At 67.1% G+C, this 13,012-nt stretch carries 10 protein-coding genes, 1 pseudogene and 1 riboswitch; of the genes and pseudogenes, 4 read left to right on the forward strand and 7 right to left on the reverse strand.

Translation table 11 applies throughout. The annotated features are described in order from the left end of the window. Window positions 1–297 precede the first annotated feature (297 nt). The 3 genes from H162_RS30910 to H162_RS0114165 form a co-directional block, all read right to left on the reverse strand. A complete protein-coding gene (locus H162_RS30910) occupies window positions 298–2,010 on the reverse strand; it encodes a hybrid sensor histidine kinase/response regulator (protein ID WP_156885610.1) in 1,713 nt (570 codons plus the stop codon). Then, window positions 2,003–2,620: an MEDS domain-containing protein gene (locus H162_RS0114160; RefSeq protein ID WP_020654134.1), complete on the reverse strand. Its 618-nt coding sequence runs from the start codon at window positions 2,618–2,620 to the stop codon at window positions 2,003–2,005. The genes H162_RS30910 and H162_RS0114160 overlap by 8 nt, the downstream gene beginning before the upstream one ends. 119 nt (window positions 2,621–2,739) lie before the next feature. Continuing rightward, complete coding sequence (locus tag H162_RS0114165; protein ID WP_156885611.1) at window positions 2,740–3,723, reverse strand: DUF2268 domain-containing putative Zn-dependent protease; 984 nt, start codon at window positions 3,721–3,723, stop codon at window positions 2,740–2,742. Between the two features lie 175 nt (window positions 3,724–3,898). Here H162_RS0114165 and H162_RS0114170 point away from each other — a divergent pair, with 175 nt between their 5' ends. The 3 genes from H162_RS0114170 (at window position 3,899) to H162_RS0114180 (ending at window position 7,236) form a co-directional block, all read left to right on the forward strand. Then, window positions 3,899–6,043 carry a S46 family peptidase gene (locus H162_RS0114170; RefSeq protein WP_020654136.1) on the forward strand — a complete coding sequence of 715 codons (2,145 nt, stop codon included), beginning with the start codon at window positions 3,899–3,901 and terminating at the stop codon, window positions 6,041–6,043. Window positions 6,044–6,124: 81 nt separating this feature from the next. Then, complete coding sequence (pnuC, locus tag H162_RS30915) at window positions 6,125–6,718, forward strand: nicotinamide riboside transporter PnuC (protein ID WP_020654137.1); 594 nt, start codon at window positions 6,125–6,127, stop codon at window positions 6,716–6,718. Continuing rightward, a complete protein-coding gene (locus H162_RS0114180; RefSeq protein WP_020654138.1) occupies window positions 6,715–7,236 on the forward strand; it encodes an AAA family ATPase in 522 nt (173 codons plus the stop codon). The genes pnuC and H162_RS0114180 overlap by 4 nt, the downstream gene beginning before the upstream one ends. Here H162_RS0114180 and H162_RS0114185 read toward each other — a convergent pair. The 3 genes and pseudogenes from H162_RS0114185 to H162_RS0114195 all read right to left on the reverse strand — a co-directional run bounded on the left by H162_RS0114185 (window position 7,233) and on the right by H162_RS0114195 (window position 11,156). Further along, complete coding sequence (locus tag H162_RS0114185; protein ID WP_026354639.1) at window positions 7,233–9,350, reverse strand: TonB-dependent siderophore receptor; 2,118 nt, start codon at window positions 9,348–9,350, stop codon at window positions 7,233–7,235. The two genes, H162_RS0114180 and H162_RS0114185, sit on opposite strands and share 4 nt — an antisense overlap. Window positions 9,351–9,431: 81 nt before the next feature. Further along, window positions 9,432–9,530, reverse strand: a riboswitch (TPP riboswitch). A gap of 101 nt (window positions 9,531–9,631) precedes the next feature. Beyond that, a pseudogene (locus H162_RS30920) lies at window positions 9,632–10,156 on the reverse strand (NADH-dependent alcohol dehydrogenase); the annotation flags it as partial. Between the two features lie 76 nt (window positions 10,157–10,232). After that, the gene (locus tag H162_RS0114195; RefSeq protein ID WP_020654141.1) at window positions 10,233–11,156 is read right to left on the reverse strand and encodes a DUF535 family protein; all 924 of its coding nucleotides are present in this window, start codon (window positions 11,154–11,156) and stop codon (window positions 10,233–10,235) included. 322 nt (window positions 11,157–11,478) lie between these two features. Between H162_RS0114195 and H162_RS0114200 the strand changes: the two genes are divergently transcribed. Continuing rightward, window positions 11,479–12,186, forward strand: a complete 708-nt coding sequence (locus H162_RS0114200) for a glutathione S-transferase (protein ID WP_020654142.1) — start codon at window positions 11,479–11,481, stop codon at window positions 12,184–12,186. 12 nt (window positions 12,187–12,198) lie between these two features. Here H162_RS0114200 and dkgB read toward each other — a convergent pair whose 3' ends face one another. After that, window positions 12,199–12,999, reverse strand: a complete 801-nt coding sequence (gene dkgB / locus H162_RS0114205; RefSeq protein ID WP_020654143.1) for a 2,5-didehydrogluconate reductase DkgB — start codon at window positions 12,997–12,999, stop codon at window positions 12,199–12,201. Window positions 13,000–13,012 lie beyond the last annotated feature (13 nt).

Consider the following 13,012-nt stretch of genomic DNA (forward strand, 5'->3'; position numbering starts at 1 on the left):
CGGGTCACCAAAGCCAAACCGCAACGCTATCCAGAACGCCGACTCCGACGTCCGCCATCCCTAACTTAACGGCATTAGACTCTGACCCTAATTGTTTAGGGTAGAGGCTGCTTGGTGCAATGCCAGGGTCGGAGTCGAATTGTTAGAAATTTTTGGAAGTTTCCTGGTAATGTGACTCTGACCCTACCGTGTTCACGGCGGCGTCGACATGGTGGGGTTTCGGCGTCGCCGGGCAGGACGGCACCGCCGTCAACGTCGAGACCGAGGCGCCGCGAGCGCGGCTGAGCATCGGGCCGGCTAGCGGGGCGGCGTCGGGTTCCCGCCCGCGGGCGGGGCGTGGCGCGCTGCGGCGATCTGCGCGAAGATGGCGCCCAGCACCGCGATGTCCACCGGCTTGGTGCAATGGAAATCGAATCCGGCGTCGAAGGCTTCGCGCTGGTCGTGCGCCTGGCCGAAGCCGGTCAGCGCGACCAGGCTGAAGCGGCCGAGGCCCGGCAGGCGGCGCAGGCGGCGCGCCAGTTCGTAGCCGTCCATCCCCGGCAGTCCGATATCGAGCAGGAAGACGTCGGGCTGGAAGCCGGGCGCCAGGTCGAGCGCCGCCTGCGGATGGTGCACCACCGCGCTCCGGTGGCCCAGCGCATCGAGCAGCATGCCCATCGTGTTGCCGGCATCCTCGTTATCGTCGACCACCAGCACCTTGCAGCAGGCGGCATCGCGCGCGGCGCCCGCCGGCGCCGCGGCCGCAAGCGGGGAAGCCGTCACGGGAGCGGCCTTCGGCAGGGTCATGACGACCTGGGTGCCGTGCCCGAGTCCCTCGCTGGTCGCGCGCAGGCTGCCGCCGTGCAGGTCGACCAGCTTGCGCGCGAGCGCCAGGCCGACGCCCAGTCCGCCGTCGGTCCGGTCGGTGGAGCGCCTGACCTGGGTGAAGAGCTCGAAGACCCTGGCGAGCATGTCGCGTTCGATGCCGATGCCGTTGTCGGCCACGCACACCGACACCGCCTGGTCCGTGGCGCGCAGCGACAGGGTGATCTCGCCGCCGGCCGGCGTGTACTTGGCTGCGTTGTTGAGCAGGTTCGACAGGATCTGGATCAGCCGCTTCTGGTCGCCCTCGATCGGGAACGGGGCCGCGGGAATGCAGGTCAGCAGGCGGTGCCCCTTGTCCTCGATGTAGCCGCGGGTCTGTTCGATGGCCACCCCGATGACCTCGCGCATGTCGATGCCTTCGGTCTCGAGCACGACGGCGCCGGTCGACAGCCGCGAGACGTCGAGCAGGTCGTCCACCAGGTGGGTCAGGTGCTGGACCTGGCGTTCGATGATGGCGCCGGTACGCTGGATTTGCTCGACCGTGACGCCCTCGTTCTGCCAGATCCCGGCGCCGGCCCGGATCGGCGCCAGCGGATTGCGCAGTTCGTGTCCCAGCATCGCCAGGAACTCGTCTTTCAGCCGGTCGGATTCTTCCTGGGCGTGCTGCATGCGCGCGGCCTGCAAACCGGTGGCGGCCAGCGAGGCGGCGGCGCGCAGGATGGCGAGATCGGTACCGGTAGGGAAATCCGGCGCGTCCGAGCCGAACCAGGCGCCGCCGCCGAGGGTGCTGAGGCCGAGTTCGAGCCGGACCATGCGCATCGACCCGATCGGGGTCGGCTGGAATGCATTGGTCGCCACCGACATGCTCGCGAGCCTGGGCCAGGCGGCGGAGGCGCGCTTCCAGTCCGCGAGCGCCGCAGGCGGCGCCTCGCACCCGTCGGCGCGCACGAACACACTGTGTTCTTCGCCGGCCAGGATGCTCGCCTCGATATAGCTGAAGCGCAGCGACACCATGCGCTCGACGGCCTGCGCCATCAGCTGCAGGACGGTCTGCCCATCCTTGCCCAGCCACATGGCGGACAGCGCGAGCAGTCCCATGAGGTCGCGGATGCCGCGCTGCGCTTCTCCGGCATCCATGCCGGCGCCATGCGCCTGCATGCCGGCCGGGCTGGCGCTCGTCCGACCCGGACCGCCGACTTCAGGCACGCTTGCGCGCCCGCAGTTCCGCCAGCATGTCGGCAGCCGGCGTATAGAAGGGATTTTCCTGCACCACGCCGCCGATCAGGGTCAGCGGGTGGGTGCGCAGGATGTCGATCATCATCGAGCCGGACAGCTTGGCGATATCGTACACGCACACCGCAGGCTGCCTGTTGCGCGTCAGGACGTCGTTGACCTCGGCCTCGTATTCGAGAATGTCGGCGGCGCCCGGCGTCCCGGCGAAGACCCAGTCCATGTCGCCCATGATCCGCACGCGCCCGAACCCCGTGTCGCGGCCGCTCCCGGTCAGGTGGTCGACGGTGGCGAGCATCCTGTCCTTGCTGAAGCGGCCCGTCTCGTCGAGGTAGGTCTGGTGCCAGTCCAGCATTTCGAGCTGGCCGCATGCTTCGCAGTGCGGAACATCCATGCCGGCCTCGGCCAGGCGCCGGCGATGGTCCTGGCCGTTGGCCGGATTAACGATATGCAGGTTCTTCTCGTCCTGGGCGACTGCTTCGTTGAAGAAAGGAGACAGCATGGCGTACTCTTCGTCCCGGCTGTTGAAAAAGGCGCAGACGTGGAAATATTCGAGTTCCGTCCCGGCCAGCGATAGTCGATGCATCTCGTTCTCCTCTTTTCGCTGACCAGGCGGCCAGTTGGAAAAGTATAGCTTGCTTTTTTTTGCCACACGGAAGAATCGACGGCCCCTGTGCAGTCGAGCGACATCGCGGACTGCGGCGGCTAGGGCATGCCGGCTGCGGCGGCGCCGCGCAGGCGCTCCACCGCGGAGAACACGAAGTCGCGCGCCGTGGCGCAATCCAGCCTGGCCAGGGTCTGCAGGTCGTAGCGTTTGGCGGCTTCCTGCGCCACGAGGTAGCCCAGGTAGTAGCCGCGCCGCGCCGGCATGCCGGTCTTGTCGCCGCGGCGCAGGAACAGGCCGCTGTAGACTTCCTGGTCGTTCGAGTCCAGGTTGGCCTGCAGGTGTTCCAGGGCGCGCGGCATCTGGGCGTCGGTGTCGCGCGCCATGTTCGCCGGCAGGTCGAACCCCAGCTCGGCCTCGGTGGCCGACGGATTCAGGGCCTTGGCCACATAGCCCGCCATGCCCTCGCGCCACAGCGACATCCACATCTTCTCTTCCTTGCATTCGAGGACCTGGTAGTCATGGAAGAGTTCATGGTGGAAGAAGGGCGCGACGTGGCCCTTGCCGTGCACCTTGGTCATGAGGTCGGCGCCGAAGATGAAGACCAGGCGGCCATCGAGGCGGCGCTTGCCGCCGTCCATCTCGCCCAGCGAGTGAACGAACCAGATATCGCTGGCCTGCGGATAATCGGGGAACGCCGCCTTGAAGGACTTGACGTGGGCGGGCAGCTCGCGCGCGAAGGTCTCGACCTTCGCGATATAGGCGTCGCGAAGCGCCGGGAATTCCGTGTACGCCGCCGCGATCTCGGCGTCGCGCTGGGCTTGCGTCTTCCTGCCTTCATATCGTTCGATGCCGTAGAAGGCAGGGAAGCGGGCGCCGATCGTGGCCTTGAAATCCTTGACGAAGTCGGCCGGCGAGGTGGCGGCATTCCGGTCCCAGACCTTGACGAACTGGCTGGCCAGGTCGTGCACTTGGCCCTGTGCCTGCGCCATGGCGGCCTGGTCCAGGGCGTGGGCGGGGGCGGTCGCCAGCGCGGCGCTCAACAACAGCGACGCGATCCCGGCAGTGTTCATGGCAATGTTCATGGCAGTGTACCCTGTCAAAAAAGGCAAGATTGTATGAGTGACATGGGCGGCATTTGTCATGAATTTGTCACGGCCCGGCAGGCGCGAAGTCCCGTCAATACGCGCGAAAACCACTCCCGGCATCCGGCAACGGCGCTATACTCGCGGATTGCTTTTTTTCATCCTGGGGTCTACCTTGTTCAAATCCATCGTCCTGCCTGTCGCCCTGCTGGGCGCGGCGACTGTCGCGGTCGCCGACGAGGGCCAATGGCAACCGCACCAGCTGCCGCAGCTCAAGTCCGAACTCAAGCGCATCGGCATCACCATCCCGGCCGACAAGCTGAACGACCTGGGCAAGCATCCGATGAGCGCCATCGTGTCGCTGGGCGGCTGTTCGGCCTCGTTCGTCTCGCCGGACGGCCTGGTCGTGACCAACCACCATTGCGCCTACGGTGCGATCCAGCGCAACTCGACCCCGGAAAAGAACTACATCGTCAACGGCTTCCTGGCGAAGACCCGCGCCGAGGAACTGCCGGGCGGCCCGAACACCCTGGTGTACGTGACCGAGAAGGTCGAGAACGTCACCGAGCGCGTGCTCAAGGGCCTGTCGCCGGCCATGTCCGGCCGCGAACGCCATGAGCTGGTCGAGTCGCGCATCAAGGCCCTGATCGCCGAATGCGAGACCGACAAGGCCTACCGCTGCTCGGTGCCGGCCTTCCACCGCGGGCTCGAGTACTACCGCATCAAGCAGCTGATGATCCGCGACGTGCGCCTGGTGCACGCGCCGTCCGACCGCATCGGCAACTTCGGCGGCGACATCGACAACTACGAATGGCCGCGCCAGACCGGCGACTACTCCTTCCTGCGCGCCTATGTCGGCAGGGATGGCCGCCCGGCCGATCCGTCGCCCGACAACGTGCCGTACAAGTCGAAGGACTTCCTGGTGGTCTCGGCCGAAGGCCTGAAGAACGGCGACCCGATCCTGCTGGCCGGCTACCCGGGCCGCACCAGCCGCTACAAGCTGCCGTCGGAAATCCGCTTCGCGCGCGACGTCGACTTCCCGGCCAAGGTCGCCACCATCACCGCCGACCTGTCGGTGATCGCGGCCGCCACCCACGGCAACCCGGCCTCGGACGTGCGCTACGCGAGCGTGGCCAAGAGCCTGAACAACGTGCTGAAGAAGACCCAGGGCCTGCTCGACGGCTTCGCGCGCAAGGACATCGCCGCCATCAAGGACGTGCAGGACGCCGAGTTCCGCGCCTGGTACAAGCAGAGCGGCAACGGCAATGGCGGCAGGACCCTGCTGGCCGACCTCGACGCCGTGATCGCCGCCGACATGGCGCAGTCGCGCCAGGAAGCCGCGTGGAACGAAGCGACCCACAGCGACCTGCTCAAGAGCGCGCGCACCCTGTACCGCCTGGCGCTCGAGCGCCAGAAGCCGGACGCCCAGCGCGAAGCCGGCTACCAGGAGCGCGACCTGTCGTTCATCAAGGCGCGCCTGACCCGCCTCGAGCAGTCGTTCGTCGCGGGCGTCGACGAAGCCCGCTTCAACGCCGCGCTGCAGCGCTACGCGCGCATCGACGCCAGGCTGCGCCCGCAGGGCCTGGATCCGCTGCTGCCGGCCTTGACCTCACTTCCGGACATGGTCAAGGCCAGCGAGCTGTCCGACACCGCGAAGCGCCTGGCCTGGATCGGCCGCGATGCGGACGCCTTCCGCAAGTCGAACGACCCCTTCATCCAGCTGGCCGTGCGCCTGCACGACACCGGCCTGGCGCTGGAACACCGCCGCAACGACATCGACGGCAACCTGGAACGCGTGATCCCGCAGTACATGTCGGCCGTGATCGCCTGGAAGAAATCGCAGGGCAAGCCGGTCTACCCGGACGCGAACTCGACCCTGCGCGTGACCTACGGCACGGTGGCGCCGTACTCGCCGCGCGACGGCCTGGTGAAGGGCCCGTTCAGCACCGTCGAGGGCATCACCGAGAAGGCGACCAGCAAGGACCCGTTCATCGTGCCGGCCTCGCTGACCGAGGCGGTCAAGGCCAAGCGCTATGGCGTGTTCAAGGACCCGGTCCTGAACACCGTGCCGGTCAATTTCCTGTCGAGCGCCGACACCACCGGCGGCAACTCGGGTTCGGCCGTGATGAACAAGCGCGGCGAACTGGTCGGCCTGAACTTCGATTCGACCTACGAGTCGATCACCAAGGACTGGTACTTCGACAGCGACATCACGCGCGCGATCCACGTCGATATCCGCTACATGCTGTGGGTGATGAAGGAGGTCGACCAGGCCGACAACCTGCTCAAGGAAATGACGATCAAGTACCCGAAGAAGTAAACCAGGCAAGCGCCTGACGGGGCCGCGGCGAAGAAGGTTCGCCGCGGCCTTTTTGCTTGTGCCGCCCCACACTCCGACCGAATGAACGACTCGCTTTCCCTGCTGGGCCTCACCACCACGCCGCTCGAACTGGTTTCCTTCCTGCTGGCCGCCACCACCGTCGTGCTCAACATCCGCCAGAAGCACTGGGCCTGGCTGTTCTCGATCGTCTCCTCAGGCACCTATGCCGCGGTGTTCTTCGAGGCCCGCCTGTACGGCGACATGGGACTGCAGTTCGTGTTCATCGCGGCTTCGGTATGGGGCTGGTACCAGTGGCTGCACGGCGCCGGCGACAAGCCGCTGGTGGTCACCCGCCTCAAGCCCTCGGGCTGGGCGTGGTCGCTGGCCGCCTGGCTGCTCGGCTACCTGGTGCTGTCGAGCTTCCTGCGGCACTTCACCGACACCGACGTGCCGCATGCGGACGGCTTCCTGACCGCCGGCAGCCTGGTCGGCCAGCTCCTGCTGGGCCGCAAGAAGGTCGAGAACTGGCACGTCTGGATCGTGGTCGACGTGCTGTACGTGGGCCTGTACGTGTATAAAGGCCTGATGCTGACCGCCGTGCTGTACGGCGTGTTCGTGCTGCTGGCCTGGACCGGGCTGCGCGCCTGGGGCAACATCGCACGGAGGGATGCATGATGGCGCAAGTGGAAAAGATCGCGATCCTCGGCGCCGAGTCGTCCGGCAAGTCGACCCTGTCGGACGCGCTGGCGCGGCATTACGGCAGCGTATGGGTGCCGGAATACCTGCGCGAGTTCGTCGACACCCGGGGGCGCGTGCCGTTCGAACACGACCAGTTCGGGATCGCCCGCACCCAGCTCGAACGCGAGGACCAGGCGCTCGCGCGTGCGCGGCGCTTCCTGTTCTGCGACACCACGCCCCTGATGACGGCGCTGTACAGCCGCGTGTACTGGGGCAGGGTGGATCCGCAGCTGGCGGCGCTCGACACGCGCCACGACTATGCCCGGACCTTCGTCACGGCGCCCGACAGCCCGTGGGAGCCGGATGGCCTGATGCGCGAATCGGATGCGGTGCGCCAGATGGTGCACCGGATGCTGCTGGAGACGCTGGACGCAAGGGGCATCCCCTACGTCCTGCTGGAAGGAAGCCTGCCGCAGCGGCTGCGGCAGGTGGAAGGCCTGCTTGGTCCCGCCTAGAAGCTGAACTCCGCCGACACGCGGAAGCTGCGCGGCGCGCCCGGCAGCAGGTAGCCGCCCAGCGCCTGCGTCACGTCGCGCCAGTAGAACTTGTCGAAGGCGTTGTCGACGCGCGCGCGGATCGTGGTGTTCACGTTCCCGAGGCGCAGGACATACGCGCCGCCGAAGCCGAACACGTGGTAGTCGGGAACGACCATGCGGTTGGCGGGATCGAAGGCCTTGCTGCCCGAATACTGCCAGATCGCGTCCAGCTTCAGGCCCGGCAGTTGCGGCACGGCGTACTCGACCCAGGCGCTGGAGCGGAACTTCGGCACGTTGGTCACGCGCTTGCCTTCGGTGCCCGGATCGCCCGTTTCCTCCTGGTCGGTATCGAGCGCCATCAGGGACAGGTTGTAGCTCAGGTCGCGGGTGGCCTTGCCCTGGGCCGACAGTTCCAGGCCGCGGTGCTTCTGCTCGCCGGCGTGCACGAAGAAGTTCTCGGCATTCGTGTATTCGAGGCCCTGGCGGATCTCGAACAGGGAGGCCGACAGCAGCATCTGGTTGCCGACCATGCCTTTCACGCCGACTTCGGCCGACTTCGAGCGGCCGGGGGGCAGGGCGGTGTTCTCGTTCCGGGTTTCCATCGGCGCGATGCCGCCGTACTGCAGGCCATGGCTCAGCGCGCCGTACACGCTCCAGTCCTGGACCGGCTTGTAGACCAGCGCCACGCTCGGCAGGGTGAACGAGTCCTTCGCGCGCACCCATGGCAGCTCGGGCACGGGCAACTCGGCGCGGTCCAGCTTCACGTGGCGCAGGCCGGCGTGCACGGTGAACCGCGGAGACAGCGTGATCACGTCCTGCACGAACACGGCGCGCTCGCGGTCGCTGCGGCGTTCCATCACGGGGCCGGTGGTGCGATCGCTCGACACCGGCGGCACGCTCAGGTTCTGGTAGATGTTGCTGTAGCCGACGTAGTCGTAGACGTACTCGCCGAAGCTGTCGTGGCGCTCCGAGTAGGCCAGGCCGGCGGTGAGGGCGTGGCGCACCGCCCCGGTCGCGAAGCGGCCCTGCAGCATGGCCTGCACGCCGAACGGGGTCTTGCGCTCGCCCACGCTCTGGTAGTCGTAGACGTCGTAGTCGCCGTTCGAGCAGTAGCCCGGGTAGTAGCCTTCGCCCTCATTGCTGCAGCCGTAAGGGAAGGCGGTGTAGTCGTCGCGCTTGAACCAGTGCTTGTTGGCGTTGACGGTGGCGTTCCAGTTGTCGTTGAAGCGGTATGCGAAGCGCAGGCCGAGGTTGCTGCTGTCGGTGTCGACCGGGCGGGTCCAGGACTGGTCGTTCAGCAGGGTCTTGGGCGAGACGCCGGTCGGCAGGACTTCGTTGCGGATCAGCTGGTAGCCCGGCGCGGTGATCTGCGACTTGTGCTGGTGGTCGAGGTCGACCTGGAACAGCGCGTTCGGGCTGATCTGCCAGTCGAAGGCGGCGGACACGAACTGGCGCTCGCCGTCGGCGCCGCGCACATAGGACTTCAGGTCCTCGGCGGCGGCGTTGACGCGGTAGCCGAAGCGGCGGTCCTCGAAGCGGCCGCCCAGGTCGATCGCGCCGTACACGGTGCCGCGCTCGCGCGCTTCGAGCGTCGCCATGCGCAGCGGCGTAGTGGTCGGGCGCTTGGTGACGTAGTTGACCATGCCGCCCGGCGCCGCGACGCCGGCCTGCAGGCCGGCCAGGCCGTGCAGGATCTCGATGCGTTCCTTGTTCTCGAGCGGGATCTGGGTGTCGGCAGGGATCGCGATGCCGTCCTTGCGGTAGCTGGTGGCGTTGTCGAGGGCGAAGCCGCGGATCGAGAACTGTTCGGCATAGCCGACCGTGTTGTAGGCGTCGCCCACCGAGGCGTCGAAGCGGGCGGCGTCGGTGGCGCTGCGGATCTGCAGGTCGCGCATCTGGTCCTGGGTCAGCGCGGTGATCGAGGCCGGGGTGTCCAGCAGCGGGGCGTCGGAGAAGCCGCCGATGCCGGCGCGGTCGCTGGTGACCCACTTGGCGCCGGTGACGACCACCGATTGCACGGCTTCCTGGGCCGAAGCGGAGAATGCCTGCACGATGGCGCAGGCGAGGACGGTTTGTTTCAGGGTGAATGTCATGGTTTGCTCGTTTTCGCACGCCACGGGCGCGCTGCTTTTTTCAAAAGCCGGAGCCAACGTGGGGGAAGGGCAAACAAGGATGGGAGCTGCGTTGCGCTTTCCTTCGCTGGCATTATCCAGATCAGGTACGGAGGGTATCTCTCACCCGGAACAATCGTTCCAGGACCCCTAGCGAAGGCGAAAGTGTACCACGGTCCCGGCCATGCGTGGCGAATGTGTCAATGGATGGGGTGATGCCGGCTGGCGCGGCCGGGTGGCGCGCCAGCCGCGGCCGGCGATGACAGGCAGCGTTCCAGCACCTGGCGGCTGACCTCGAGCGTCACGCCGCGATCCTCGCCCAGCCTGGTCATGCGGTGTGCTTCCAGCGCTTTCAGGACCGGCTCGATGTGTTCGCACCCCAGCCCATAACCCGGCAGGCGGGTCGGCACGCCCATGCTCCTGAAGAAGTCCTCGGTGCGTTCGATCGCCGCGTCGATGCGCGCATCCTCGTCGCCCTCGGCCAGGTTCCAGACGCGCGCCGCGTACTGCCGCAGCTTGGCGCGCTTGGCTTCGCGGCGCACGCGAAGCATCGCCGGCAGCACCACCGCCAGGGTCTGGGCATGGTCGAGCTGGTACAGCGCGGTCAGCTCGTGGCCGATCATGTGGGTCGCCCAGTCCTGCGGCACGCCCACGCCGATCAGGCCGTTGAGCGCGAGCGTCGCGGTCCACATCAGGTTGGCGCGCACGGCATAGTCTTCCGGCATGGACAGGGCCTTCGGGCCGTCCTCGACCAGGGTCAGCAGCAGGCCTTCGGCGAAGCGGTCCTGGACCTTGGCGTTCACCAGGCGAATCCCCCAGTGTGAACACAAAGAGGGATGATCGCCGATCAGGCAGCGTGCGTGATCAGGCCTCGGCCGCGGCCGGCGCGCTGGCCGCCACCTTGGCGGCGGCGGTGTCGGCCGATACCATGTGGCGCAGCATCGCGCTGCGGGTGGAATCGCCGATCGCGCGCCAGTTTTCGCGCCGCAGGGCCGCGCGCTTGCGGTGCTTGGAGGGCATGTCTTCGAGCGGCTTGAGGTAGAACGGCAGGCGGATCAGGTAGCTGCGCTCGTCCATCTCGACGCCGCCCAGGATCTTCCAGAAGCCGTCGTAGGCGTTCTCGTAGTGGCGCGCGTCGTCGGGCTCGTAGCCGACGTGCGAGGTGCAGCGCACCGCCACCACCCGGTCCATGCCCAGCGCCTGGGCCACGCCCTGCATCGCGGCGAAGCAGAAGAAGCTGGGCGAGTTGTTCGGGAACACGCGCTCGAAGGCTTCGAAGGCCGCGCCGGAATCGGTCCAGCGGCCCTGGTTGCGGGTGACGAAGGGCACGGTCGGCAGGCTGACGTTGGCGAAGGCGCCATCGACCCAGGTATAGGACAGGCGGTGCAGGTACTTGCCGTCGGCGACCAGCGAGATGGTGAGGTCGCCCTCGGCGTCGTGGCGCGGGGCCATCTCGAGGCGCAGCGCGAAGCTGCTGCCGCCGCCGTCGTGCTGCCATAGCGTGAGCCCGGCGCCGCCGTACACGGCCTGCTTGTAGGCCGGATTGAACTTGCCGTCCTCGAAGCGGTAATGCGACAGCAGGCACTGCACGCGCTCCTGCGCGCTCAGGCCCTTGGCCAGGTAGTCGCGGTCTGCCAGGTGGTCGAACAGGTCGCCTTTCGGCGAGGCGTCGGCGAAGCGGCGCACGAGGTCGAGCCGGCCCAGCGCCTGGTGCTCGCGCCAGTAGCGCAGCAAGCGCAGGCGGCGGGCAATGCCATGCATCGGTTTGGTCAGGTGAGCGAGGTTCATCGAGCGCTCCATTCGGCGAAAAAGGGCGGACGCCGCAACGGCGTCCAGTCTTTAAACTGCGTGCGCTCACCCTGCAGGGTAAGCATGCTCAGCGGAATTGAATTCCGCGCCGCAATTATCTGCCGAATTTTCAGCTCGTGCCTGGATGAAAGAAATTAAGTGGTGGCGAACCAACAAAAGGAGTAGTCATCATGGTCTCTCTCGCATTGTCGACTTATTGTTTTTGCTGGGCTGGCAAGTAACTCTACCATGATTGTGCGGCGACACGCTTCGGTTTCATCATCGATAATTGCGCCAAACCGCACGAGACCGGAGGCAAGCGATGGTGTATGAACTTTACTACTGGCCTGGTATCCAGGGCCGAGGGGAATTCGTCAGGCTGGCGCTCGAGGAAGCCGGCGCCGGGTATGTGGACGTGGCGCGACGCCAGGGCGGCACCGACCTCCTGATGGCGGCCCTCGAGGTCGAGGAATACCCCTCGTTCGCTCCGCCCTTCCTGAAGGTGGGCGAGCTGACCATCGGCCAGGTGTCCAACATCCTGCTGTACCTGGGCGAGCAGCACGGCCTGGCGCCGCGCACCGATCCGGGCCGGCTGTGGGTGCACCAGTTGCAGCTGACCATCGCCGACCTGGTGACCGAGGTGCACGACACCCACCATCCGATCGCCACCTCGCTGTACTACGAAGACCAGAAGCCGGAAGCCTTGCGGCGCTCGGCCGACTTCATCGAAGAGCGCCTGCCCAAGTTCCTCGGCTATTTCTCGCGCCTGCTGACCAACCCCGAGCCGCGCGAATTCCTGTCGGGCGACAGGCTGACCTATGCCGACCTGTCGCTGTTCCAGGTCATCGAAGGCTTGCGCTATGCCTTCCCGAAGGCAATGCAGCTCACCGAGACCGAGTACCCGGCCCTGGGCGCGTTGCGCGACCGGGTCGCGGCGCGGCCGAACATCGCGGCCTACCTGGCTTCCGAGCGCCGCATCCCCTTCAACGAGAACGGCATCTTTCGCCACTACCCGGAGCTCGACCAGTAGGCCTCGGAGCGCTCAATCCCACTGCGGGGCGAAGTCCGGGCTGACCAGGCGCTCGCCCCGGTCGAGGGCGTCGATGGCGGCGCAGTCCTGCGCGCTCAATGCCAGGCCGGCGGCTTGCAGGTTGCCGGCCAGGTTCTCGCGCCGGGTCGACGACGGGATCACCGCGATGCCCTTGGCCAGCAGCCACGCCAGGCTCACCTGGGCCGCGGTGGCGCCATGGCGCCGGGCGACCGCGCCGATGATCGGGTCGTCCAGCACCTTGCCATAGGCCAACGGCATATAGGCGGTGACGTGGATCCCGGCGTCGCCGGCGAAGCGCAGCAGCTCGCGGTTCTGCAGGTAAGGGTGGAGCTCGACCTGGTTGGTGGCGATGTTGGCGGCGCCGACCGCGGCGATCGCCTCGCGCACCAGGGCCACCGGGAAGTTCGACACGCCGATCGCCGCCGCCAGGCCGGCCTCGCGCGCCGCCAGCAGCGCCTGCATCGACTCGCGCAGCGGCACGGCGCCGCCGGGCGAGGGCCAGTGGATCAGGGCCAGGTCGACCTGCTCGACGCGCAGCTTGCGCAGGCTCTCCTTCAGGCTGTCGGCCAGCCGGTCGGCGGCCAGGTGCTCGGTCCAGACCTTGGTGGTCACGAAGACCTCGCCGCGCGCCACGCCGGCATCGTGCAGCGCCTGGCCGACCTCGGCCTCGTTGCCGTAGATCTGGGCGGTATCGATGTGGCGGTAGCCCAGTTCGAGGCCGTTGCGGACCGAATCGATGGCTTGCTGGCCCTGCAGGCGGAAAGTGCCGAGGCCGAGTTGTGGCATGTTCATATGAATCCTTTTC

Source organism: Massilia niastensis DSM 21313 (assembly GCF_000382345.1).
Taxonomy (GTDB): domain Bacteria; phylum Pseudomonadota; class Gammaproteobacteria; order Burkholderiales; family Burkholderiaceae_D; genus Telluria; species Telluria niastensis.